The sequence below is a fragment of the Enterobacter cloacae complex sp. 677-3DZ2D5B genome (assembly GCF_004136695.1).
GTDB classification, from domain to species: domain Bacteria; phylum Pseudomonadota; class Gammaproteobacteria; order Enterobacterales; family Enterobacteriaceae; genus Enterobacter; species Enterobacter hormaechei_C.
Map to the genome: position 1 here is coordinate 109,050 of NZ_QFLS01000005.1, position 24,450 is coordinate 133,499.

General features: G+C 56.0%; 23 protein-coding genes. 8 read left to right on the forward strand and 15 right to left on the reverse strand.

Going from position 1 to position 24,450, the window contains the following annotated elements; all coding sequences use genetic code 11:
* The first annotated feature begins 4 nt into the window (after positions 1-4).
* Complete coding sequence (locus tag DD597_RS07745; RefSeq protein WP_022648678.1) at positions 5-118, forward strand: protein YohO; 114 nt, start codon at positions 5-7, stop codon at positions 116-118.
* On the opposite strand, the gene DD597_RS07750 is transcribed toward DD597_RS07745, so the two are convergent.
* The 5 genes from DD597_RS07750 to bglX form a co-directional block, all read right to left on the reverse strand.
* Positions 93-830, reverse strand: a complete 738-nt coding sequence (locus DD597_RS07750; RefSeq protein WP_129256075.1) for an ABC transporter permease — start codon at positions 828-830, stop codon at positions 93-95. The two genes, DD597_RS07745 and DD597_RS07750, sit on opposite strands and share 26 nt — an antisense overlap.
* Positions 814-1,764, reverse strand: coding sequence for an ABC transporter ATP-binding protein (locus tag DD597_RS07755; RefSeq protein ID WP_003859280.1), 951 nt, complete (start codon positions 1,762-1,764; stop codon positions 814-816). Before DD597_RS07755 ends, DD597_RS07750 begins: the two co-directional genes overlap by 17 nt.
* Positions 1,757-2,914: an ABC transporter permease gene (locus DD597_RS07760; protein WP_003859282.1), complete on the reverse strand. Its 1,158-nt coding sequence runs from the start codon at positions 2,912-2,914 to the stop codon at positions 1,757-1,759. Before DD597_RS07760 ends, DD597_RS07755 begins: the two co-directional genes overlap by 8 nt.
* Positions 2,915-2,926: 12 nt before the next feature.
* The gene (locus tag DD597_RS07765; protein WP_003859284.1) at positions 2,927-3,844 is read right to left on the reverse strand and encodes an ABC transporter substrate-binding protein; all 918 of its coding nucleotides are present in this window, start codon (positions 3,842-3,844) and stop codon (positions 2,927-2,929) included.
* Between the two features lie 136 nt (positions 3,845-3,980).
* Entirely contained in the window at positions 3,981-6,278 is a 2,298-nt protein-coding gene (bglX, locus tag DD597_RS07770) for a beta-glucosidase BglX (protein WP_003859286.1), read from the reverse strand.
* 189 nt (positions 6,279-6,467) lie between these two features.
* Here bglX and dld point away from each other — a divergent pair, with 189 nt between their 5' ends.
* Positions 6,468-8,225: a D-lactate dehydrogenase gene (gene dld, locus DD597_RS07775; protein WP_003859288.1), complete on the forward strand. Its 1,758-nt coding sequence runs from the start codon at positions 6,468-6,470 to the stop codon at positions 8,223-8,225.
* Between the two features lie 102 nt (positions 8,226-8,327).
* Complete coding sequence (locus tag DD597_RS07780; protein WP_003859289.1) at positions 8,328-8,882, forward strand: GNAT family N-acetyltransferase; 555 nt, start codon at positions 8,328-8,330, stop codon at positions 8,880-8,882.
* Between the two features lie 96 nt (positions 8,883-8,978).
* Here DD597_RS07780 and pbpG read toward each other — a convergent pair whose 3' ends face one another.
* Entirely contained in the window at positions 8,979-9,902 is a 924-nt protein-coding gene (gene pbpG / locus DD597_RS07785; RefSeq protein WP_129256076.1) for a D-alanyl-D-alanine endopeptidase, read from the reverse strand.
* A gap of 167 nt (positions 9,903-10,069) precedes the next feature.
* Positions 10,070-10,657 carry a Yip1 family protein gene (locus DD597_RS07790; RefSeq protein ID WP_003859296.1) on the reverse strand — a complete coding sequence of 196 codons (588 nt, stop codon included), beginning with the start codon at positions 10,655-10,657 and terminating at the stop codon, positions 10,070-10,072.
* A gap of 157 nt (positions 10,658-10,814) precedes the next feature.
* Between DD597_RS07790 and DD597_RS07795 the strand changes: the two genes are divergently transcribed.
* On the forward strand, positions 10,815-11,387 hold the full coding sequence (locus DD597_RS07795) for a DedA family protein (RefSeq protein ID WP_045340718.1): 573 nt from the start codon (positions 10,815-10,817) through the stop codon (positions 11,385-11,387).
* Positions 11,388-11,443: 56 nt separating this feature from the next.
* On the opposite strand, the gene DD597_RS07800 is transcribed toward DD597_RS07795, so the two are convergent.
* The 3 genes from DD597_RS07800 to dusC all read right to left on the reverse strand — a co-directional run bounded on the left by DD597_RS07800 (position 11,444) and on the right by dusC (position 14,945).
* A complete protein-coding gene (locus DD597_RS07800) occupies positions 11,444-12,208 on the reverse strand; it encodes an SDR family oxidoreductase (RefSeq protein ID WP_129256077.1) in 765 nt (254 codons plus the stop codon).
* 50 nt (positions 12,209-12,258) lie between these two features.
* Entirely contained in the window at positions 12,259-13,677 is a 1,419-nt protein-coding gene (gene mdtQ / locus DD597_RS07805; protein WP_129256078.1) for a multidrug resistance outer membrane protein MdtQ, read from the reverse strand.
* A 332-nt stretch (positions 13,678-14,009) separates the two neighbouring features.
* Positions 14,010-14,945, reverse strand: a complete 936-nt coding sequence (dusC, locus tag DD597_RS07810; RefSeq protein ID WP_003859306.1) for a tRNA dihydrouridine(16) synthase DusC — start codon at positions 14,943-14,945, stop codon at positions 14,010-14,012.
* Positions 14,946-15,113: 168 nt separating this feature from the next.
* Between dusC and DD597_RS07815 the strand changes: the two genes are divergently transcribed.
* From DD597_RS07815 to sanA, 4 genes are all read left to right on the forward strand, one after another.
* Positions 15,114-15,509: a CidA/LrgA family protein gene (locus DD597_RS07815; protein WP_003859308.1), complete on the forward strand. Its 396-nt coding sequence runs from the start codon at positions 15,114-15,116 to the stop codon at positions 15,507-15,509.
* On the forward strand, positions 15,506-16,201 hold the full coding sequence (locus DD597_RS07820) for a CidB/LrgB family autolysis modulator (RefSeq protein WP_003859310.1): 696 nt from the start codon (positions 15,506-15,508) through the stop codon (positions 16,199-16,201). The genes DD597_RS07815 and DD597_RS07820 overlap by 4 nt, the downstream gene beginning before the upstream one ends.
* Positions 16,202-16,329: 128 nt before the next feature.
* The gene (cdd, locus tag DD597_RS07825) at positions 16,330-17,214 is read left to right on the forward strand and encodes a cytidine deaminase (protein WP_003859312.1); all 885 of its coding nucleotides are present in this window, start codon (positions 16,330-16,332) and stop codon (positions 17,212-17,214) included.
* A 127-nt stretch (positions 17,215-17,341) separates the two neighbouring features.
* The gene (gene sanA / locus DD597_RS07830) at positions 17,342-18,052 is read left to right on the forward strand and encodes an outer membrane permeability protein SanA (RefSeq protein WP_039274159.1); all 711 of its coding nucleotides are present in this window, start codon (positions 17,342-17,344) and stop codon (positions 18,050-18,052) included.
* A 127-nt stretch (positions 18,053-18,179) separates the two neighbouring features.
* Here sanA and mglC read toward each other — a convergent pair whose 3' ends face one another.
* The 5 genes from mglC to yeiB all read right to left on the reverse strand — a co-directional run bounded on the left by mglC (position 18,180) and on the right by yeiB (position 24,435).
* Positions 18,180-19,190 (reverse strand): galactose/methyl galactoside ABC transporter permease MglC, encoded by a 1,011-nt coding sequence (gene mglC, locus DD597_RS07835; RefSeq protein WP_003859318.1) that lies wholly within the window; start codon positions 19,188-19,190, stop codon positions 18,180-18,182.
* A 15-nt stretch (positions 19,191-19,205) separates the two neighbouring features.
* Entirely contained in the window at positions 19,206-20,726 is a 1,521-nt protein-coding gene (gene mglA, locus DD597_RS07840; RefSeq protein WP_109949181.1) for a galactose/methyl galactoside ABC transporter ATP-binding protein MglA, read from the reverse strand.
* 79 nt (positions 20,727-20,805) lie between these two features.
* Positions 20,806-21,804 carry a galactose/glucose ABC transporter substrate-binding protein MglB gene (gene mglB, locus DD597_RS07845; RefSeq protein WP_017383382.1) on the reverse strand — a complete coding sequence of 333 codons (999 nt, stop codon included), beginning with the start codon at positions 21,802-21,804 and terminating at the stop codon, positions 20,806-20,808.
* A 295-nt stretch (positions 21,805-22,099) separates the two neighbouring features.
* Entirely contained in the window at positions 22,100-23,122 is a 1,023-nt protein-coding gene (galS, locus tag DD597_RS07850) for an HTH-type transcriptional regulator GalS (RefSeq protein ID WP_003859324.1), read from the reverse strand.
* Between the two features lie 155 nt (positions 23,123-23,277).
* Complete coding sequence (yeiB, locus tag DD597_RS07855) at positions 23,278-24,435, reverse strand: DUF418 domain-containing protein YeiB (protein ID WP_032659578.1); 1,158 nt, start codon at positions 24,433-24,435, stop codon at positions 23,278-23,280.
* Positions 24,436-24,450 lie beyond the last annotated feature (15 nt).

Here is a 24,450-nt window from a genome sequence, read left to right on the forward strand (position 1 = left end):
CATGATGAAGGCAACGAAACTGGCCGTAATTACCCTTTTTGCACTGATGGCTGTCAGCGGTATCGGTGGCGTTATGCTTGCAGGTTATTCATTTATTGTTCGCGGCGGTGTTGGCTGAGGTATCCGGCCAGGCGTTCAAACAGGCGATCCACCACAATTGCCGCCAGCGCAACCAGAATCGCCCCCTGAATAATGTAAGCCGTATTAAACCCGCTTAACCCGATAATGATCGGCGTTCCCAGCGTATTGGCTCCGACCGTCGAGGCGATGGTTGCCGTACCAATGTTGATTATCACGGACGTTCGCACGCCAGCGATAATCACCGGAGCGGCCAGCGGCAGTTCGACCTTCACCAGCCGCTGCCAGGCGCTCATCCCCATTCCTTCCGCTACGCTCAGCACCGATGCAGGCACCGCCGCAATCCCTGCCAGCGTCCCTTGCAGAATGGGCAACACGCCGTACAAAATCAGCGCAATGATGGCAGGCTCCTGCCCAAAACCGATCGCCGGCACGGCAATCGCCAGCACGGCCACCGGCGGGAAGGTCTGCCCCGTTGCGGCGATGGTCTCCACCAGCGGACGGAACTCCCTGCCCGCAGGCCGCGTCACCGCAATACCGGCGCCTGTGCCCAGCACGATAGCAATCACGCTTGACACCGCCACCAGCCAGAAGTGCGCCAGGGTGAGATTAACAAAGCTCTCCTGCTGGTATACCGGACGTGGCAGCCCGGGAATAAGCGCATTAAACAGCGCCGCGCTGTGCGGCATCAGGTAGAGTAAGGCGATAAACAGCCCTATCAGCCAGAGTAACGGATCACGGACCCACTTCACGCGTCACCTCCCCCGCCAGCAGATCGCGAAAATGGATCGTCCCGCATGGTGTCCCCTGCCCGTCCGAAACGGGTAACACCTCACACTGCCGGGCGACAAACGCCGACAGGGCATCGCGCAGGCTCATCCCATCGTGCAGCGGTTCACCACCGATTTGCGCATCCTGCGGACGCAGATAGTCCCTGACGGTGCGCAGCGAGAGCAGCCTGACGCCCAGCTCGCTGCGGCCAAAAAATTCACGCACAAAATCATTCGCCGGCGAGGTTAACAGCTCAAGCGGCGTACCCTGCTGGACGACTTCGCCGTGATCCATCAGTACCAGACGATCGGCCAGCCGCAGTGCTTCGTCGATATCATGCGTCACCAGCACGATGGTGCGCCCGAGAATACGGTGGATGCGGCTCATCTCGGCCTGAAGTGCGCCGCGGGTGACCGGATCCAGTGCGCCGAAGGGCTCATCCATCAGCAGTACCTGCGGGTTAGCGGCCAGCGCGCGCGCCACCCCGACCCGCTGCTGCTGTCCGCCGGAAAGCTGGTGCGGATAGCGGTTACGAAGCGACGCGTCCAGGCCCAGCAGCGCCATCAGTTCGTCGACACGCTCATTGATCTTCCCCCGGGACCATTTTTCCAGCTGTGGCACGGTGGCAATGTTCTGCGCCACCGTCCAGTGGGGAAACAGGCCGATGGACTGAATGGCGTAGCCCATACGCCGCCGCAGCTCCAGCACCGGCAGGCTGCGGATCTCCTCTCCGGCAAAGCGAATCGTCCCGCTGTCGTGTTCCACCAGCCGATTGATCATCTTCAGCGTCGTGGATTTTCCCGACCCCGATGTCCCGATCAATACCGAGAACGCCCCCTCGGCAAAATGCAGATTAAGGTGGCTTGCCGCCGGACGGCCCGCAAAGGTTTTACTCACATCATGAAATTCAATCATTGGCTCTTCTCCTGAGCAGCGCGAGCCACAGGGCAAACAGGGCATCCAGTACGACCGCCAGCGCAATTGTGGGCACGACGCCCAGCAACACCAGATCCAGCGCGCTACTGAGCAGCCCCTGGAAGACCAGTGCCCCAAAGCCGCCCGCCCCGATCAGCGCGGCAATCACCGCCATCCCCACGGTTTGCACTGTCACCACCCGCAGGCTGCGAACCAGCAGCGGAAGCGCAAGCGGCAGCTGTATTTTCCAGAAACACTGGCGCGCGCTCATCCCCATCGCATGGGCGCTTTCCAGCACGTCGGGCGGAACCTGGCTTAACCCCGCCACCACGCCGCGCACCAGCGGCAGCAGCGCATACAGCACAAGGGCAATCAGCGCTGGCGTCAGCCCGGTTCCGGCAATGCCTGCCGCAGCCAACGCAGGGAAGGATTTCACCAGACCGGCGAGGGGGGCAATCAGCAGGCCAAACAGGGCGACGGAGGGGATGGTCTGAATAACGTTGAGCACGGTAAAGACGGCGCCCTGGCGGCTGGTATGTCGGTAGCACCACATGCCCAGCGGCACGCCCAGCAGCAGCGCCGGGATCAGCGTCCCGAACAGGATCGTCAGATGTTGCGCCAGCGCGTTGTCAAATACCTCCTGGCGGTTGACGTACTCTTTTAACAGCGAGAGCTGATTCAGATCGCCGCTGAAGAGGATCAGCAGAGGGATAACCCAGAATTGCGCGTTCAGCAGCCAGCGCCAGACGGGTTGCGGCGTCAGACGGCGAATGGCATCGCTACAGACCAGCAGACAAAGTGCCAGCCACAGCCACAGCCCGCTACCAACCGACGTGCGCGCCAGCGGGCTTTCAACCGCGGCCATCTGCGTTGCCGCCTGTCCCGCGCTCCAGAACAGTACGATAAACAGCGCTTCGCTGAGCAAAAACGTCAGCCACAGGGCGGTTCGCCCCGGCCAGAAGGCTAAAGCAACAGTACTCGCCAGCGCCGCGCCCAGCAGCAGCGGCGTAAATGCCCAGATCTGCCAGAGCGCGCGCGGTTCGCCCGACACCAGACGGTTTGGCGCGACATTCACAAAAGGTAACGCGACCGCCGCGATGGCCACACAGGCCAACAGCAGCAGGACGCGGTTATGGCATTTTATTGGCACAGCCTTATCCCGTTACTTCACAAGCCCTTGTTGTTTCAGGAAGTCGGCAGCCACTTTTTTGGCATCCAGCCCCTCAACGGCAATGCTGGCATTCAGCTGTTGCAGCGTTTTCGCATCCAGTTTTTCAAATACCGGTTTGAGCCATTCCGCAATATCCGGGTAGGCTTTCAGCACCGCCTCGCGCACGACCGGGGTTGGGGCGTAAATAGGCTGAACGCCTTTCGGGTCGGTCAGGGTTTGCAGGCCAAGCGCCGCGACCGGGCCGTCTGTGCCGTAGGCCATCGCCGCGTTGACGCCGGAGGTTTGCTGCGCCGCCGCCTTAATGGTCACTGCCGTGTCGCCGCCTGCCAGAGAGAGCAGCTGTGCCTGATCGAGCTTGAAATCATAGGCTTTTTCAAACGCTGGCAGGGCATCAGCGCGCTCGATAAACTCTGCCGAGGCCGCGAGCTTAAACTCGCCCTTCTCTTTCAGGTAGCGGCTGAGATCGTCAAGCGAGGTGAGCTTGCCTTTCTCGGCGATATCTTTGCGCACCGCGATGGTCCAGGTGTTGTTGGCCGGTGCCGGCGTTAGCCAGACCAGCTTATTTTTTTCTGCGTCCAGCTTTTTGACTTTTTCGTACCCGGCTTTGGCATTTTTCCAGGCCGGATCGTTTTCATCCTTGAAGAAGAATGCCCCGTTGCCGGTGTATTCCGGGTAGATATCCAGCTCGCCGGAAGTGATGGCACCGCGCACGACAGGCGTGGTGCCAAGCTGTACTTTATTGACCGTTTTCACGCCGTGGCTTTCGAGTACCTGCAAAATGATATTGCCGAGCAACGCGCCCTCGGTATCAATTTTGGAACCCACCTTAACCGGCTCTGCGGCCTGTAACGGCAGGCTCAGCGCCGCCAGAAGCACCGCCGACCCTGTTATCCCCTTAATCATCGTCATTCTGCTTTCCTCATTATTTTGTGGCCTTTTTCATAGGCTTGAGAGAAAAGCGTAGCTTAAAACAGTGAATTTAACCGTTTTTCGTACAAGATGAGAGGCATCCCCCGCCAGGCGGGGGAAAGGGAGAAAGGTAAGATTATTGCAGTTCGAACTCGGCTTTGTTCACGCGGGCGGAATCCACGCCGATGAAGACGTTGAATTTGCCAGGCTCAGCATCGTATTTCATCTGCTGATTCCAGAACTTCAGCGCATTTACGTCAATCGGGAAGCTGACCGTTCTGGTTTCGCCCGGTTTCAGGTTGACCTTTTCGAAGCCGCGCAGCTGTTTCACCGGACGGCTCATGGAGGCCGTGACGTCCTGAACGTACATCTGGATCACCGTCGCGCCTTCGCGTTTGCCGCTGTTGGTCACCTCTACGCTGGCGGTCACTTTGCCGTCACGCTTCAGGGTCGGCGCCGACATTTTGACGTCAGACACCTTGAAGGTGGTGTAACTCAGGCCATAGCCAAACGGATAGAGCGGGCCGTTAGCTTCGTCGAAGTAACGGGACGTGTACTTGTTCGGCTTGTCGGCGTTATACGGACGACCGGTGTTCAGGTGGCTGTAGTAAACCGGGATCTGCCCGACGGAGCGCGGGAAGGACATCGGCAGCTTGCCGGACGGGTTGTAATCGCCAAACAGCACGTCGGCAATGGCGTTACCGCCTTCGGTTCCGGCGAACCAGGTTTCCAGAATGGCGTCAGCCTGCTGATCTTCTTTCACCAGCGCCAGCGGACGCCCGTTCATCAGCACCAGCACCAGCGGCTTGCCGGTGGCTTTCAGGGCCGCGATCAGATCGCGCTGGCTCTGCGGAATGGTAATATCGGTACGGCTGGAGGCTTCGTGCGCCATCCCCTGCGCTTCACCCACCACGGCGACCACCACGTCGGACTGCTTCGCGGCGTTAACCGCTTCGTCGAGCATCTCTTTCGGCGTGCGCGCATCCACCTTCACCGCTTCCTCATACTGGTTGAGGAAGGTCACGATGTCTTTATCGTCGGTGACGTTCGCACCTTTGGCGTAAACCACTTTTGCGTTATCACCCACGGCGCTCTTAATGCCGGTCAGCACGGTAACGGACTGATCCGCCACGCCTGCGGCGGACCAGCTGCCCATGACGTCGCGCTTGCTGTCGGCCAGCGGACCGACCACGGCAATGGTGCCGGATTTTTTCAGCGGCAGCGTGTCGAGACGGTTTTTCAGCAGCACCAGGCTTTCGCGAGCTACTTCCCGGGCTTCTTTACGGTGCAGACGGCTTTCGGCATTGGTGTCCGCCGGGTCTGAATCCTTCGGCCCCAGATGGCTGTAAGGATCGTTAAACAGTCCCATGTCATATTTCACGTTCAGCACGTGGCGAGCAGCGTCGTCCAGCTCTGCCATCGTCACCTTGCCGCTCTTCACCAGCCCCGGCAGGTATTTGCTGTAGTACTCGTCGCTCATGCTCATGTTGATGCCGGACTTGAGCGCCACGCGTACCGCATCTTCCGGGTCAGACGCCGTGCCGTGTTTGATCAGCTCTTTAATCGCGCCGTGGTCAGAAACGGTGATGCCCTTGAAGCCCCACTGGTCGCGCAGCACGTCTTTCAGCAGCCACGAATCGGAGGTGGCAGGCGTGCCGTTGAGAGAGTTCAGCGCTACCATCACCGCCCCGCTGCCCGCGTCCAGCCCTGCCTTGTATGGCGGCATGTAGTCGTTAAACAGGCGCTGCGGGCTCATGTCGACGGTGTTGTACTCTTTACCGCCCTCCACCGCGCCGTAGGCGGCGAAGTGCTTGACGCTGGTCATCACCGAGTAACGATCTGCCGGACTTTTGCCCTGCATCGCTTCCACCATGGTTTTGCCCATCGTGGCGGTTAAATAGGTGTCTTCTCCAAAGCCCTCCGAAGCGCGGCCCCAGCGCGGATCGCGAGAGACGTCAACCATCGGCGCCCAGGTCATGTTCAGGCCGTCGTCTGCGGCTTCATATGCCGATACGCGCCCGACGGTTTTCACCGCATCAAGATTAAAAGAGGAGGCTAAGCCGAGGCTAATCGGGAAGACGGTACGCTGGCCGTGCACCACGTCATAAGCGAAGAACAGTGGGATTTTCAGGCGGCTCAGCTCCATCACCTGATCCTGCATCTTGCGGATATCCTGGCGGGTAACGGTGTTAAAAATGGCGCCTACCTGCCCGTCTTTGATCATCTCGCGAATGGCTTCTTTCGGGTTATCCGGGCCGACGCTGATCAGGCGCAGCTGGCCGATTTTCTCATCGACCGTCATTTTTTTGAGTAAATCCGTGACAAAGGCGTCGCGGGCTTCGGGCGTGAGCGGGTGATTACCAAACAAATCCTCTGCCAGCGCAGGTTGCAGCGCCAGGCTGACGGCGACACCTACAGAACATAGCCATTTCATGTTGTTATTCTCTCTCATCAATAACCGCGGGAAGCACCCGGCCAGACCGTGCGAAAAGCGCAGTGTGCCACAAAGCCTGAAAACCTTGCAGGGTTATTCTCTGATTTTTCTCATGAATACCCGACCGCTCAACGGCTAATCGCGCTATGCTTTACAGCGAGAAATTTGCCCCACCACAAGGAGTGGAAGATGTCTTCTGTTCGAACTGACGATAACACTACATTTATTAACGAACTGTCGCGCCTGGTTGGTCACTCTCACCTGCTTACCGACCCGGCTAAAACCGCCCGCTACCGCAAGGGCTTCCGCTCCGGTCAGGGCGAGGCACTGGCGGTGGTCTTCCCCGGTACGTTGCTCGAACTGTGGCGCGTGCTCAGCGCCTGCGTTGCGGCAGACAAGATTATTTTAATGCAGGCTGCTAACACCGGCCTGACTGAAGGCTCCACGCCGAACGGCAACGATTACGATCGTGACATCGTGATTATCAGCACCCTGCGCCTCGACAAACTGCACCTGCTGGACAAGGGCGAACAGGTACTCGCCTTCCCCGGCACCACGCTCTACTCGCTGGAAAAGGCGCTTAAGCCGCTGGGTCGCGAACCGCACTCGGTGATCGGCTCGTCGTGCATTGGCGCCTCGGTGATCGGTGGGATCTGCAATAACTCCGGCGGCTCGCTGGTGCAGCGCGGCCCGGCCTACACGGAGATGTCGCTGTTTGCCCGTATCGATGAAAACGGCAAGCTGACGCTGGTTAACCATCTGGGGATCGATCTGGGCGTAACGCCAGAGCAGATCCTCAGCAAACTTGACGATGACCGCGTGAAGGACGAAGACGTTCAGCACGATGGCCGTCACGCGCATGACCACGATTACATCACCCGCGTGCGCGATATCAATGCCGATACACCGGCGCGCTATAACGCCGATCCGGATCGCCTGTTTGAATCCTCCGGCTGCGCGGGCAAGCTGGCCGTTTTTGCGGTGCGCCTCGATACCTTCCCGGCAGAGAAAAAGCAGCAGGTGTTTTACATCGGCACCAATCAGCCGGAGGTGCTGACGGAGATCCGCCGTCATATTCTGGCCGAGTTCACTCACCTGCCGGTGGCGGGCGAGTATATGCACCGGGACATTTACGACATCGCCGAGCGCTACGGCAAAGATACCTTCCTGATGATCGACAAGCTCGGCACCGACAAAATGCCGTTCTTCTTCACCATGAAGGGCCGCACCGATGCGATGCTGGAGAAAGTGTCGCTCTTCAAGCCGCACTTCACCGACCGCTTTATGCAGAAGCTGGGCAACGTCTTCCCGGCGCATTTACCGGAGCGGATGAAGACCTGGCGCGACAAGTATGAGCACCATCTGCTGCTGAAAATGGCCGGGGACGGAATTGACGAAGCGCAGAGCTGGCTCACCGAATTCTTCAAAACCGCCGACGGGGATTTCTTTGCCTGCACGCCGGAAGAAGGCAGCAAAGCCTTCCTGCATCGTTTCGCCGCGGCGGGTGCCGCTATCCGTTATCAGGCGGTGCATTCCGAAGAAGTGGAGGATATTCTGGCGCTGGATATCGCCCTGCGTCGCAACGATACCGAGTGGTTTGAACATCTGCCGCCGGAGATCGACAGCAAGCTGGTGCATAAGCTCTATTACGGCCACTTTATGTGCTATGTCTTCCACCAGGATTACATCGTGAAAAAAGGGGTTGATGCACACGCGCTGAAAGAACAGATGCTGGCGCTGCTGCACGAGCGTGGCGCGCAATATCCTGCCGAGCACAACGTGGGACACCTGTATAAAGCGCCGGAGACGCTTAAACAGTTTTATCGCAAAAATGACCCTACAAACAGTATGAACCCCGGCATTGGTAAGACAACGCGGAAGAAATACTGGAAAGAGAGTGCCGAATCAGAGCAGCACAATACGCAAGCCTCTGATGAACTCATATAGCCAAATTTAAGAGATTGTTAAGCTCTCCTCAAACGTACTAGAGTATCTGCCTGTTGCCAGAGAAACGTTTCTCTGGCTTTCCAAACAAGGAGCGGGCAGAACATGTCGGCTGTAGAAACTTTCCCCGAAACTGAAATCGAGGTGCGCGACGCCCTTCCTGACGATGCGCATGCCATCTCGGCGATATACGCCTGGCATGTGCTTCATGGCCGTGCGTCCTTCGAGGAAGTTCCCCCCACCGTCGATGAGATGCGTCAGCGGATGAAGAGCGTGACCGACAGCGGTTTACCGTGGCTGGTTGCGCTGTATCGCGGCATTGTTGTCGGCTACTGCTACGCCACGTTTTATCGTCCACGCCAGGCTTATCGCTATACCCTTGAAGAATCCATTTATGTGGATGCCAGCACCACCGGCCGCGGGTTTGGCTCGGCCTTACTCCAGGCACTGATCGCCCGTTGTGAACAAGGACCGTGGCGGCAGATGATTGCCGTGGTCGGCGACGGGCAAAATAACCCCGGGTCGTTGCGGCTGCATAAAAAGCACGGTTTCGAAATTGTGGGTCAGCTCAGAAGTGTGGGATATAAAAAAGGCGACTGGCGGGACACGGTGATGATGCAGCGCCCGCTCAACGACGGGGACTGGACGCTGCCGGAATAAACGCAGTGCGGTCTGGTGCCCTCACCCCGGCCCTCTCCCACAGGGAGAGGGAGAAAACATAAAAAACGGTAACATGCGTTACCGTTTTGCTTTTTCCTAATCGTTCTGCGCCGTCGCCATCTGTTCCGCTTTCTGCTTTTTATACGCCAGCGCTGAAGCCGGCACCGGCTGCACTTTCCCGGTTTCAATCCAGGTACGCAGGCGGCTGGCATCCGCGAAGTGGGTATATTTGCCGAAGGCGTCCATCACCACCAGCGCCACTGGCTTACCGTTAAATACGGTGCGCATCACCAGGCAGTGTCCTGCCGCATTGGTGAATCCGGTCTTGGTTAACTGAATATTCCAGTTATCGCGATACACCAGATGGTTAGTGTTGCGGAACGGCAGCGTATACGCCGGGTTCGAGAATGTCGCCATCTCCTCACGCGTGGTGCTGAGCTGACCAATCAGCGGGTATTGCTTACTGGCGATCAGCAGCTTTGTTAAATCACGCGCCGTCGAGACGTTATGGATCGACAGACCGGTTGGCTCCACGAAATGGGTATTTTTCATCCCCAGCGCTTTGGCTTTGGCGTTCATCGCGCGGATAAACGCGTCGTAACCGCCAGGATAATGGTGGGCAAGGCTCGCCGCCGCGCGGTTCTCTGAGGACATCAGCGCCAACAGCAGCATATTTTTACGGCTGATTTCACTTTTCAGACGCACACGAGAGTAGATCCCTTTCATCTCTGGCGTGTGGCTGATATCCACTTTTAGCTTTTCGTCCAGCGGCAGTCGTGCATCAAGCACCACCATCGCGGTCATGACTTTGGTTATGGAAGCGATCGGGCGCACCAGATCCGGATGACTGGCGTAGATCACCTTGTTGGTATTCAGGTCAACGATCATCGCGCTGCCGGACGCAATCTGGGGTTGCGCAGCAGCGGTGGCGACTGCGGTCGTTTTGGCGATGGCTGGCGCGGTAGCGTAGACGCCCAACAGCAGCGCAAGACTAAGGAGTGACACTCGAAATTTCAGCATGATGAGACTTCTGATAATGATTCACGCACGTTATGACGTACACCGCCTGTGTCGACGGATAAACACAGGCTGGCTTCGGCATCATAGCGGTCACCGTGCGTTGTCGCCAGCGGAGAATCATAACCAGATGCTGCATTGCTGGCATTTACGCCAGCAATGCAGGGAACTTAGAAGAGACGGTATCCATAACCCCAAAGAATAACTGTCAGGGCCAGTAGCGCCTCCAGGACCAGTACGCCGATGGCAAGCGTAGAGCTGGAGAAGCTCAGGCCCTCTTCTTTATTGATATTGAGGAAGGTTGGCACCCCTACATACAGCAGATAACCGGTATAAAAGAGGGCAACCGTACCGATCAGCGCGCACAGCCAGACCAGTGGATAGAGCGCGACAATACCGCTTAAAAACAGCGGGGTCGCGACGTATCCGGCGAAGACCATACAGTGTGCCAGCGACGGGCGCTGCGGATAGTTGCGCGCCATCCAGTGGATGACCCGCCCCATCACCGCCACCCCGGCCAGCATCAGGCCATAAAACAGAATGGCCAGGTACAGTCCGGTGAACCAGGAAAGCTGAACCACGGTGCCGTCACCAAAGTTCCAGCCTATCTGCGTAGTACCAATAAATGCGCAGACCACCGGCACCGCTGCCATCAGCAGGACATGGTGGGTATAGTGATGCGCGACCGTTTCGTTCTCGTTACGGATGACCTGCATTTCACGATCGGGATGGGAGAAAAGTCCCCAGACATGGTTCATAACGCCCCCTTGTTGTCGGCCCGTCAGCGATAGCTTAAGTATAATGCAGGCTTTAGATTATTTTATGTACAGTGGGAAATTTCCGTTGATTGCCGCGCGGTTAATGGATGGGGTATATGATTAACGCAGGCAAAGTAAGGGAGACGACGTTTACGTAATGGATATCAACGGTCTTATTGAACAATATGGATACGCCGCGCTGGTGATCGGCAGCGTGGCGGAAGGCGAAACTATCACGCTGCTGGGCGGGGTGGCCGCACACCAGGGATTGCTGAAATTCTCGCTGGTGGTCGCCGCCGTCGCGTTGGGCGGTATGATTGGCGATCAGCTGCTCTATTTTCTGGGGCTGCGCTTTGGCCCGACGCTTTTGCAACGTTTTGCCAGGCATCAAAAGAAAATTCGCCGTGCTCAGCGGCTTATCCAGCGACGTCCCTGGCTGTTTGTGATTGGCACCCGCTTTATGTACGGTTTTCGCATCATTGGGCCGATACTGATTGGCGCGAGTCGTTTACCACCGAAAATTTTCCTGCCGCTGAACATTCTCGGGGCGATTGCCTGGGCGTTGATTTTCACCACGCTTGGCTACGCGGGTGGCGAAGTGATTGGCCCATGGCTGCATAATCTTGACCAGCACCTGAAGCACTGGGCGTGGTTGATCCTGGTGGTTGCGGTGGTGATTGGGGTACGGCTGTGGCTGAAGCATCGTGAAAAGCGGCGGGATGAAGAGTGAGTTCGGCCTGCTGCCCTCACCCCGCCCCTCTCCCACAGGGAGAGGGAGAAGGGTATCTACCCTTCCGGCTTAAACTGCGGATTCGCCAGCATAAAACCGCCGTCAACGATAAACGACTGCCCGGTGGTGTAGCTGGCGTCACTGTCACACAGCCACGCCACCAGGCTGGCAATTTCTTTGGTATGCCCTGGCCGTGCCAGCGGGATTTCCGGCATTGAGCCTTCTTTCACTTCACTGTCGTCCATATCATTCATCGGCGTGGCGATCGCACCGGGCGCAACGGCGTTCACCAGAATCTTATGTTTAACCAGCTCCAGCGCCATCGACTTGGTTAACCCGCCCAGCGCATGTTTGGCCGCCGTATAGGCGCTGGCGTCCGGCAATGGCGTATGTTCATGCACCGAGGTGATGTTCACGATCCGCCCCCCTTCCCCCTGCCTCACCATCTGACGCGCCGCGATTTGCGAGCAGAGAAACGCGCCGTCCACGTCAACGGTGAATATGTGCCGCCAGTCGTCAAACGACAGGTCCAGAAATGGCGCTTTATTCATCGCCCCGGCATTGTTAACCAGCACATCCAGCCGCCCGAAACGCGTAATCAGGGTTTCAATGGCCTTTGCGCCTTCCGGTAAATGGCTTAAGTTGAGTTGAATGGCCTCGGCACGCTGCCCGCGCGCTTCAATTTCACGGCAGGTTGCCAGCGCCCCTTCCTCATCTGAGTGCCAGGTCACCCCGATATCAAACCCGCGCTCGGCCAGCATCAGGGCCGTCGTTTTGCCAATTCCTGAATCCGATGCGGTAACAATTGCGACTCGCGTCATACTCACCTCCTGAAAATCTGCAAAGAGGTAAGTATAGATAATGCGCAATGTTAGCCGTGATGATATCCGCCACCCAGCGCGGAGGTGAGCTGGAGCGTGGCATCCACGTACTGACCTTTCAGCATCAACCCGGCAATACGCTCTTTGAGCGCCGGAATTTTTGCTTCACTCACCCGGGAGCCGGCAATGATCCCCGCCCTGAAGCGCGCCTGCGCCAGCGCGACGACGCGCGCCGCATCTTTTTCGATCTGCTGCTGGTGCTGATTTTTGGCGGTCAGCGTTTCCACTTCGCTGGCCGTCCGGGCGACCTGGTTTACGGCATCTACCACGGCCTTGTTGTAGTTCGCCACGGAGAGGTTGTTTTGCGCCTGGGCGATATCCAGGTTCGCATTCAACCGACCGCTGTCAAAAATTGGCAGCGTCAGCCCCGCGGTTACGCCCATTTGCTGCGCAGATGAGCGGAACAGGTCGCTCAGGTGCAATGCATCCTGCTGCAAAAACGCCATCAAATTGATGTCAGGGTAGAACGCGGCTCTGGCGGCATCGACTTCGCTCATGGATGCTTCGATATACCAGTGCGCCTCCTGCAAATCCGGGCGCCGAGCCAGCAGTTCATAACCGAGCGTTGATGGCAGCGATGCCTTTGCGTCAGGTAAGGCATGCCGTGCGAGCGTGACTGAAGGGGTATTGGTCAACGCATTCAGACGCGCCTCAATGGCCTTCATTTTGCCGTGCACGTCAGCGAGCTGTTCATCGGTTTTGCTGGCACTGATATCCGTTTCAACCCCTTCCACCGAGGAGGTAATGCCGTGCTGATAAAGCTCCCGATCGGCACCGATGATATTTTCCTGCTCCCGTTTGATCTGCGCGAGCACGTCACCCACCGCGGCCTCGGTCTGCCAGTCCCAGTACAGCCGCGCGACGCTGCTGGCGAGCAGCTGGCGGGTCTGCTCCAGCTCCGCTTTTTGCGCATTCACCTTACCGATGCGGGCCTCAATTTGGGCGCGGTTTTTACCCCATAAATCCAGATCCCAACCCGCCGTCAGACCAAAGGTGCCGTTGGTATACCAGGGGCCGGTGGTCCCCGCTGCCGGGTCGGTCAGTGCAAATGGCCCCATCAACCCCTCTGCCGACATCTTTTGCCGTTCCACATCTGCGGAAAAATCCAGTTGTGGACCCTCAGCAGCGACAGCGGCTTTCGCCTGTGCTTCCGCCAGGGTGATACGCTGACGGGCAATTTGCATATCCGGCGCATCCGCCAGCGCTTTGTCGATCAGCGCGTTGAGCTGGGGGTCGTTAAAGTCTTTCCACCATTCGCTTTTTGGCCAGTCGGCATGACGCAGTTGGGTATTTACAGTTGCGGCGGCGGCTTGCGTTTTTACTGGAGACACCGTGGCATGTTCCGGCGCGCAGGCGGCCAGCATAAAAACAAGAGGAGCACTCAGAGATAAAGTAAGAGAACGTTTCATTACGCCATGAACTCAAAAAAAATAAAGGCGCAACTTACGCTTACTGACGTTCCGTTTTTTAGTAACGCGTGGCAATCCGCATATTGTTATACATTTTCATATCCGGAAATTTATTCCCCAAGACAATGAGTTAATTTCATGTATTCATGCTAATTATGAATTGACTGCTACACTTACTTCGACAGACATACGCAGGAGAGGCGAATGAAAATATTATTGTGGGTTATTTTGATTATATTTCTGATAGGGCTGCTGGTGGTAACCGGCGTATTCAAGTTGATTTTCTGATTCCGTTGCCCGGCTCCGCGCCGGGCAAACTCTTCACACTTCGCTCAGGACTTCGACTGGATCACCCGGGCAATATCCGCAGACGTCTGTAGGGTACGGATCTCCTGAAATAATCCCAGCGCGTCGTCGTACTCCTTACGCAAATAACTCAGCCACTGTTTAATGCGCGCGACGTGATACAAGCCGGTATCGCCCTGCTTTTCCAGCCGCGTGTATTTTTGCAGTAGTTTCACCACATCCGCCCACGGCATCCGCGGCTCATTATATTTCACCACCCGGCTGAGGTTCGGCACGTTCAGCGCACCGCGGCCAATCATCACGGCATTACAGCCGGTCTCTTTGAGGCAGGCCTGCGCGCTCTCGTAATCCCAGATTTCGCCGTTGGCAATCACCGGAATCGTAAGCCGTTTGCGGATCTCGCCAATCGCCTGCCAGTTAATGCGCTCGGCTTTATAACCATCCTCTTTGGTTCGCCCGTGCACCACCAGCTCGGTGGCGCCCGCCTGCTGCACCGCGTCAGCAATTTCAAACTGCTTATCGCCGCTGTCCCATCCCAGACGGACTTTGACCGTCACCGGCAGATGCGATGGCACTGCCTCACGCATGGCCTTTGCGCCGCGATAAATCAGCTCCGGATCTTTAAGTAGCGTCGCCCCCCCGCCGCTGCCGTTGACCAGCTTTGACGGACAGCCGCAGTTAAGATCGACGCCGTACGAACCAAGCGCTACCGCGCGGGCGGCGTTTTCAGCCAGCCACTCAGGATACTGGCCGAGCAGCTGGACGCGCACCAGCGTACCGGACGGCGTGCGGCTCTGACGATGCAGTTCCGGACAGAGACGATAAAATGATTTTTCTGGCAGCAACATATCGACCACGCGCAGAAACTCCGTCACGCAGAGATCGTAATCGTTCACCTCGGTAAGCAGCTCGCGCACGAGAGAGTCGAGCACGCCTTCCATCGGGGCCAGTAAAACACGCATTCTGAGTACCTGTGAAAAAAGACGCGCTATAGTAGCTGCTCTCTATGTATGTTGAAAGCCCGGCGTTCCATTCCGGAATGTCTGGTATGCCCAAAATTCATGATGTGATCCGTGGCACATTTTCAGGTTTAATTGTATGATGAATACGTCTCAGCAAGGACTTTCACCATGAGCAAATCACTGAATACTATCTGGCAATACCTTCGCGCCTTCGTCCTCATTTATGCCTGCCTGTACGCCGGCATTTTTATCGCTTCGCTGCTGCCGATTACGATACCCGGCAGCATTATCGGCATGCTGATCCTGTTTGTACTGCTGGCATTACAGGTGCTGCCCGCAAAATGGGTCAACCCAGGGTGCTTCGTTCTCATTCGCTACATGGCCCTGCTTTTTGTGCCTATCGGCGTTGGGGTTATGCAGTATTACGATGTGCTTAAAGCGCAGTTCGGCCCGATTGTGGTCTCCTGCGCCATCAGTACGCTGGTGGTTTTCCTCGTCGTCAGCTGGAGTTCACACATTGTGCATGGCGAACGTAAGGTCGTCGGGGAGAAAACAAAAAAATGATGGCGAATATCTGGTGGTCCCTGCCGTTAACCCTGGTGGTGTTCTTTGCTGCGCGTAAGCTTGCGGTGCGTTTCAAAATGCCGTTGCTCAACCCGCTGCTGGTCGCCATGGTGGTGATTATTCCTTTTCTGCTGCTCACCGGCATTTCTTATGAGCGTTACTTCGCCGGGAGCAAGATCCTTAACGATTTGTTGCAGCCTGCCGTGGTGGCGCTGGCGTTTCCTTTATATGAGCAACTGCATCAGATCCGCGCGCGCTGGAAATCCATCATAACCATCTGCTTCGTGGGGAGCCTTGTTGCGATGATCACCGGCACCTCGGTGGCCTTAATGATGGGCGCATCGCCGCAGATCGCCGCCTCTATCCTGCCTAAATCCGTCACCACGCCGATTGCCATGGCCGTGGGCGGCAGCATCGGGGGCATTCCGGCCATCAGCGCCGTGTGCGTGATTTTCGTCGGTATCCTGGGCGCGGTGTTTGGTCATACGCTGCTGAATATCATGAAAATTCGTACCAAAGCGGCACGCGGTCTGGCGATGGGTACCGCCTCGCACGCGCTGGGCACCGCACGCTGCGCGGAACTGGATTATCAGGAAGGGGCATTCAGCTCGCTGGCGCTGGTGATCTGCGGGATTATCACTTCCCTGGTCGCGCCGTTTATCTTCCCGATTATTCTGGCAGTAATGGGCTAAAATTTGCGATGCGTCGCGCAAATTTCATTTTCATTTCATAAGTTGCACACATAATGAGATTTGGATCACATATAAAGGCCGTACGGCTCCGTACACTACCGATCCATTAACCTTGATGAGGCAACGTCATGCATCCACGTTTTCAAGCTGCTTTCTCTCAGCTTGCAGAGAATTTGCAATCAGCCCTGGCTCCGGTTCTGGCGGATGCGCATTTCCCCGCCCTGCTGACGGCAGATCAGGTCACGACGCTTAAACAGGCAACGGGGCTGGACGAAGACGCGCTGGCTTTCGCCCTGCTGCCCCTGGCGGCTGCCTGCGCCCGCGCTGACCTTTCCCATTTTAACGTAGGCGCAATTGCGCGCGGTGTGAGCGGGACCTGGTACTTCGGCGGAAACATGGAGTTTCTCGGTGCGACCATGCAGCAAACCGTCCATGCGGAGCAGAGCGCCATCAGTCACGCCTGGCTACGCGGCGAAAAAGCCCTGCGCGCCATCACCGTCAACTATACCCCTTGCGGCCACTGCCGCCAGTTTATGAATGAGCTGAACAGCGGTCTTGAACTGCGTATCAACCTGCCGGGACGCGCACCGCATACGCTGCGTGATTACCTGCCGGATGCTTTCGGCCCGAAAGATCTTGAGATCAAAACCCTGCTGATGGACGAGCAGGACCACGGTTATGCGCTCTCAGGGGATGAGCTGAGCGAAGCGGCCATTGCCGCCGCCAATAAAAGCCACACGCCATACAGCAAATCTCCAAGCGGCGTCGCCCTTCAGTGCCGCGACGGCCGCATCTTCACCGGCAGTTACGCAGAGAACGCCGCGTTTAACCCGACGCTGCCTCCGCTTCAGGGCGCCCTGAACCTGCTTAGCCTGAACGGGTATGACTACCCGGATATTCAGCGCGCAATCCTGGCTGAAAAGGCCGATGCGCCGCTGATCCAGTGGGACGCGACCGCAGCCACGCTGAAAGCGCTGGGCTGTTCAACCATTGACCGCGTGCTGCTGGCATAATCTGTTCGGCGGGCAGAGTTGCCCGCCAGTCTGACGAAAAACCCCTCAGTTGAATCGCTGTTTCTTGCGCTAACCAGGCGGGTACAGTAGCCTGAGGGAAATTTCATCATCGGTACGAGCCATCTGCATGTTAAAGCGCGTGTTTTACAGCCTGTCTGTCCTGGTCGGCATACTGCTGTTGATCGTGCTGGGTCTCGACCGCTGGATGAGCTGGAAAACAGCCCCCTACATTTTTGATGACCTACAGGACCTCCCCTACCGTCAGGTTGGCGTGGTGCTTGGCACCGCCAAGTATTACCGCACCGGCGTCATAAATCAGTATTACCGGTATCGTATTCAGGGCGCGCTGAACGCCTATAACAGCGGCAAGGTGAACTATCTGCTGTTGAGCGGCGATAACGCGCTGCAAAGCTATAACGAGCCGGTGACGATGCGCAAAGATCTGATTGCCGCAGGCGTCGACCCGGCCGATATCGTGCTCGACTACGCCGGATTCCGCACGCTTGATTCCATCGTGCGTACCCGCAAGGTGTTCGACACCAATGATTTCATCATCATTACCCAGCGTTTCCACTGCGAGCGGGCGCTGTTTATCGCCCTGCATATGGGCATTCAGGCGCAGTGTTATGCGGTGCCATCGCCAAAAGATATGCTGAGCGTGCGCGTGCGTGAGTTTGGCGCCCGTTTCGGCGCGCTGGCTGACCTGTACCTGTTCAAACGTGAACCGCGCTTTTTAGGCCCGCTGGTGCCGATCCCAACGATGCACGAAGTGCCGGAGGATGCGCAGGGTTATCCGGCGGTAACGCCAGAGCAGCTGCTGGAAATGCAGAAGAAGTAATAACTGATGTCGGGTGGTGGCTTCGCCTTACCCGACCTACGATCGCGATTTTGTAGGCCCGGTAAGCGTCGCGCCGCCGGGCAAAAAAAGGCCCGCTACGTGAGCGGGCCTTTTCATTCTGAAGAACTTACTTCTTACGCGCGTACTTCAGTGAATCCAGGGCAACCGCGAAGATGATGATCGCACCCTTGATAATGTACTGCCAGTACGGGTTCACACCGATGTAGGTCAGGCCGTAGTTGATAACGGTGAAGATGATCACACCGGTCACCACGCCCAGCACGGTACCCACGCCGCCGCTGAAGGAGACGCCGCCAACCACGCAGGCCGCAATCGCATCCAGTTCGTACATAAAGCCGAGGTTGTTGGTTGCAGAGCCGATACGGCCTGCTTCCAGCATCCCGCCGAAGGCGTAGAAGACCCCGGACAGGGCATAAATCATCAGCAGGTTCAGAGCCACGTTGACCCCGGAGACCTTCGCCGCTTCCGGGTTACCGCCGATAGCAAAGATGTTTTTACCGAAGCGGGTTTTGTTCCACAGGATCCAGACGAATGCCACCGCAATCAGAGCATAGAAGGTGATATAGGAGAGACGGAAGCTGCCGAGCGCAACAAACCCCTGCGTGAAGGTCGAGAAGCCGCTGTCGAAGCCAGAGATTGGAGACGCGCCGACGAAATCGTAGTACAGGGAGTTGATACCATAAACGATGATCATCGTGCCAAGCGTAGTGATGAATGGCGTCACGTTCAGGTAAGCAATAATGATGCCGTTAATCAGGCCAATTACCGCGCCGATGGCACACACGATCAGGATCACCACGAAAATCGGCATGGTCGCCATCTCCGGGAATACCTTGTTGGCGTTTTCCATCGACTGCAACAGGGTCGCCGCAATGACCGCCGCCAGACCCACCTGGCGCCCTGCCGAAAGGTCAGTCCCCTGAGTAACGATAAGCCCCGCCACGCCAAGCGCGATAATAATACGGACGGAAGACTGGGTCAGAATGTTACTCAAGTTCAGCAGACTTAAGAACGTAGGGTCCTGGAAAATAATAATCGCCAGCAAGACTAAAAGAACAACGTAAATACCGCCTTCTTTCAGATAAGTGAGAAAACTTTTTTTATTTAACGCACTCATGAGGAGCCCCTGATCTTAAAGGTGCAAAGACGCAAGACGCAAAATTTCGTTTTGCGTTGTCGTTTTGGTTTCAACAATACCGGCAACGAGACCATTGCTCATAACCAGAATACGGTCTGTGATCCCTAACAATTCCGGCATTTCGGAAGAAATAATAATGATCCCTTTATCTTTTTTCGCCAGCTCTGCGATAAGCTGGTAAATCTCGAATTTTGCACCCACGTCGATACCGCGCGTAGGTTCATCCAGCATCAGAATTTCAGGCTGGGTTAATAGCCAGCGACCAATAATGACTTTCTGCTGGTTTCCTCCCGAAAGTGAGCCAATTTGCGTGCGGTGGCCCGGCGTTTTCACGCGCATGGAGTCAATCACCCACTGGGTATCGCTCTTCATGCGGGAATTATCCAGCAGCCCGACCTTGTTTTTGTAATTGCGAATATTAGAAATTAACGAGTTAAAGTTAATATCCAGATAAGCGTAAATACCGGTGGAACGACGCTCTTCCGTCACCAGCGCAAAGCCATTATTAATGGCTTCGTTGGCGTTGTGGTTGTTGATCTTCTTACCGTGCAGCGTAATGGTGCCTTCGGCTTTCTCACGGATACCAAACAGGGTTTCCACGATATCGGTGCGCTTAGCGCCCACCAGCCCAGCGATGCCAAGGATCTCCCCCTTGTGCAGATCGAAAGAGACATCGCGGATAGACGGCTGACGCAGCGAGGTCAGGTTACGCACCTCCAGAATCACTTCGCCTGGCTTGTTTTCTTTATCCGGGAAGCGCTGGTTCAGAGAACGGCCAACCATCATGGCGATGATCTTGTCCATGTCCAGCCCTTCCAGCGGCTGGGTGGCAATCCACTGACCGTCGCGCAGGATGGTGATTTCATCGCACAGCTGGAAGATCTCTTCCATTTTATGTGAGATATAGACAATGCCACAGCCGCGATCTTTCAGCTTACGAATAATGGTAAAAAGGTGGTTAACCTCTTTTTCCGTTAATGACGATGTAGGTTCATCCATGATCACAATTTTCGCATCATATGAGAACGCTTTGGCAATTTCGATCATCTGCATCTGGGAAACGGATAATGTCCCGACGCGGGCGCGCGGGTCGATATCAATATCCAGCTCATCAAAAATGGCTTTGGTGTCGCGATACATTTTATCCTGATCGACAAAGACACCTTTGGTTGGATAACGACCCAACCACATATTATCCATAACTGAACGTTGCAGGACCAGGTTTAATTCCTGGTGTACCATCGAGATACCGTTCTCCAGCGCTTCTTTCGCTGAATGGAAGTCGATCTCTTTTCCCAGAAAAAGAATGCTGCCAGAATCTTTTTGATAGATCCCAAAAAGGCATTTTAATAATGTTGATTTACCCGCACCGTTTTCACCCATTAATGCATGAATAGAGTGAGGACGAACTTTTAAATTAACATTATCGAGCGCCTTAACACCGGGGAATGACTTATTGACACCGGTCATTTCCAACAAGTATTCACCGGACGACTGAGTAGTTGTGCTGACCATAATTATACCTTGTTGGCCTCGCATATCGCGTTATAAAAGGGCGCAACGAATTGCGCCCAGTGAAGACAATGCAGATAACTTATTTACCGATAAACTCAGCCAGGTTGGACTGGTCTACGCCCACGTAAGGAACGCGAACGATTTTGTTGTCAATTTTCCAGTTAGTCCCGTCAGCGGCACCTTTACCATCGGCCAGATTTTTCGCCAGATCGAAGGTGGCTTTCGCCTGGTTGTTGGCATCGTTCAGCACGGTACCGGCCATAGCGCCAGATTTCACCAGCGCCAGCGCTTCTGGCAGGGCATCCACACCGAATACAGGAATGGCGGATTTGTTGTGTGCTTTCAGCGCTTCTACCGCACCCATTGCCATCGCATCGTTGTTGGCAATGACCACTTCAATTTTGTTGGCGTTAGGGCCGGACAGCCACGCGTCCATCTTATCTTTCGCCTGAGCGGTATCCCACATTGCGGTGTCTAACGCCAGCTGCTGGGTTTTAAGGCCCTTGTCGTTCAGCTCTTTAATAACGTAGGTGGTACGTGCTTCAGCATCTGGATGGCCCGGTTCGCCTTTCAGCAGAACGAACTGAATCTGACCATCTTTGTTCAGATCCCAGTTTGGGTTCGCCGCCCAGTGTTTCGCAATCAGATCGCCCTGGATAATCCCGGACTCTTTGGAGTCGGTACCCACGTAATACGCTTTGTCGTAGCTGTCCAGCGCTTTACGGGAAGGTTCTTTGTTGAAGAAGACAATTGGCACGTTCTGGCCGCGCGCTTTCTCGATCACCGTGCCTGCCGCAGCCGGGTCAACCAGGTTAATAGCCAGCGCTTTCACGCCTTTTGCCAGAAGAACGTCAATCTGATCGTTCTGTTTGGACTGGTCATTCTGGGAGTCATTCATCAGCAGTTGCACGTCTGGCGCTGATTTAGCATCTTTTTCAATTGCTTTACGCACAACGGACATGAAGTTATCGTCGTATTTATAGATAGTCACGCCAATACGGGTATCCGCTGCGTGTGCTGCTGCGCCAAAAAGCATGCTTGCCATGACAGCAGACAGAGTCAACACCTTCTTATTCATGGTATCTCCGGTTTTTTTTATGCAGGGTAGTTCTTGTGAAAAACGGTCGGCGGGCAGATGTTAATAAAACGTTACTGATCGCCGAAGTTCACTTATAAAATGTCCAGCTTCCGTGTTCGGTAACGCTCCAGAAATGCGTTTTATTCGTTGTTTGAGGCATTGTGATAACGGTAAAAGTGAATAATCACCGTTACATTGTGTTTCAGCCCCTAAAACGCTGACATCATAGACAGCGGCTTGTTAAGATACTGTGAATTTACTCACAGATTGAAAACGGTTACATCACGTGATGTTATCAGTTAGTGATCGGAGCCACAGTTTGCCGGATAGCGACCGAATGGCGGCGTACTAAAGTCGGCATAAAACAATGCGTTGCGTCAGGATCTAACAGCCCAGCCGCCCCCTGTAACGCCAGCTCTGTCGCCAGTTTCGCCATCGACGCAATAGGGTAACGCACCGTTGTCAGCTGCGGATCGGTGTAACGGGCAATGGGGATATCATCAAAACCGATCAGCGATAAATGCTGCGGTACCGCAATGCCATTATCTTTCAGCGCGGTAAGCGCACCTGCCGCCATGCTGTCGTTATAGGCAAACACGGCCGTCAGCTGAAGATTACGCCCCAGCAGTTCAACCATTGCCGCTTCACCGCCCTGCATGTCCGGCGAACCGGTACCTACCCAGCTCTCCAGCGGCGCAATGCCCTGCTCTTTCAGCGCGTTTTGCCAGCCCTCGCGGCGCATCATGTCGTCTTCAATACCGTGGCTGGAAGCCAGATAACCTATGCGCTGATGGCCGTTGCTGATGAGCATCCGCGTCGCCATCATCGCGCCGCTGATGTTATCCAGACCGACGCAGCGATGCGCGTAGCCGGGGACGATACGGTTGATCAGCACCATGCCGGGGATCTGCTCCATAAACCCGGCCAGCTCTTCATCGCTCAGGGCTTTTGAGTGCACAATCAGGGCGTTACAGCGCTGGCGGATCAGTACCTCAATGGCATAACGCTCTTTTTCAGCCTCGTGATAGCTGTTGCCAATCAGCACATATTTCTGGTGCTGCTGGGCAACCACATCCACCGCTTTGACCAGCGCGCCGAAGAAGGCGTCCGACACGTCCATCACCACTACGCCAATGGTATCGCTGACCTGCGTCGCCAGCGCCTGGGCATTGGCGTTTGGCCGGTACCCCAGCTGGGTCACGGCTTTCATTACGGTTTCACGCGTTTCAGGGCTGACCAGCGCACTGTTGTTCAGCACACGGGAGACAGTAGCAACAGAAACACCCGCCTGGCGGGCGACGTCACGAATGGTGATCATATTCACCACCCTTTAAAGGATTGCAGCAACTCACAGACACCCCCTGTGTTTAGCAAGGTGGCTATTCTGGCAGCGAGATAGAGGAGACTACGTGAAGAAGCTCACACAGATGAAAACGCTTACATCCGTTTTGTTAATGATTGTGATCCAGATCGTTATCTGGATGTATTACGCAATGACACGCCCGAAGCACGAGCGGTTAACTGTCGCCATGCCCATTCCAGCGGGCCCTGACGGAAAAAACGCAGCCAGACAACTGAAAACACCACGTTAACAATCCAGACCGGAATAACAAACGCCAGCAGCGTCAGGCGATCGAATTTCATAAACAGGCCGAATCGGTAGAAAAGCGTGGTGCATATCAGCGTTTGCAGGATGTAATTGCTTAACGCCATCCGCCCGACGCAGGCCACCGCACTGACGATCCACAGGCGAGAAAGCTGGGGCCAGAAGCCATAGATCAGCGCCGCATAGCCAATGGTCTGGAACGGCGCGCTCAGTTCGCGCGGCACCTGCAACAGGAACGCACACCAACGGTAATCCCATTGTAGATGCCACTGCATCATCACCGCCGGGAGGTTGATGATCACGCCGAGCAGCACCAGCCCTGCACCCGTACGACGATAGTGTCGCAGGCTAAATTCCCCTTTCAGCCAGCCGGTGCGCATCAGGGCTGCACCCATCAGCATCATCCCCGCCAGCTGCCAGCCGTATTGCGCGCCCAGCGCCAGCAGGTTATCGCCGAGCATATCGGCCCGGTTGCCGATCGCTTCCATGCCGCCTTTCAGCTTCCAGAACTGCTCATATTGCAGGTTGGCCGCATCCGGGATCCATGAACGACTGGTGGAATCATCGGCAATCATGCCAAGCAGCAATAACACGGCCAGTCCCATGACATAGAGCATCACGCCGGTGTTAAACAGGCTTTTCACACCGGGTGCGTCGCGGATCAGCCGCCAGCAAATCAGGCCCACCAGACCATACGCGAGCAGAATATCGCCGTCCCAGAAAAGCAGCCCGTGAATAAAACCGAGGATAACCAGCAGCGTTAAACGCGACTGGATCCAGCGCGTACCGCGTTTGAGCAGAAGCTGAAGTCCCGCGCCAAACAGAAGCGCAAAGAGGGTCAGGAATTTCACCTGTGCAAAGAGATCGAGGATTGCCCACGTCCAGGCGTCGCTACGCGTGATGTCGCCATACCACGCAGGATTCAGATAGGCGGCCTTCGGCAGACCGAAGGCGCTGATATTCAGCAGCAGGATACCGAGAATGGCGACGCCGCGAACAAAATCGAGCGTGACGTTTCGCTCCATGGTCCCTGCCCTGTC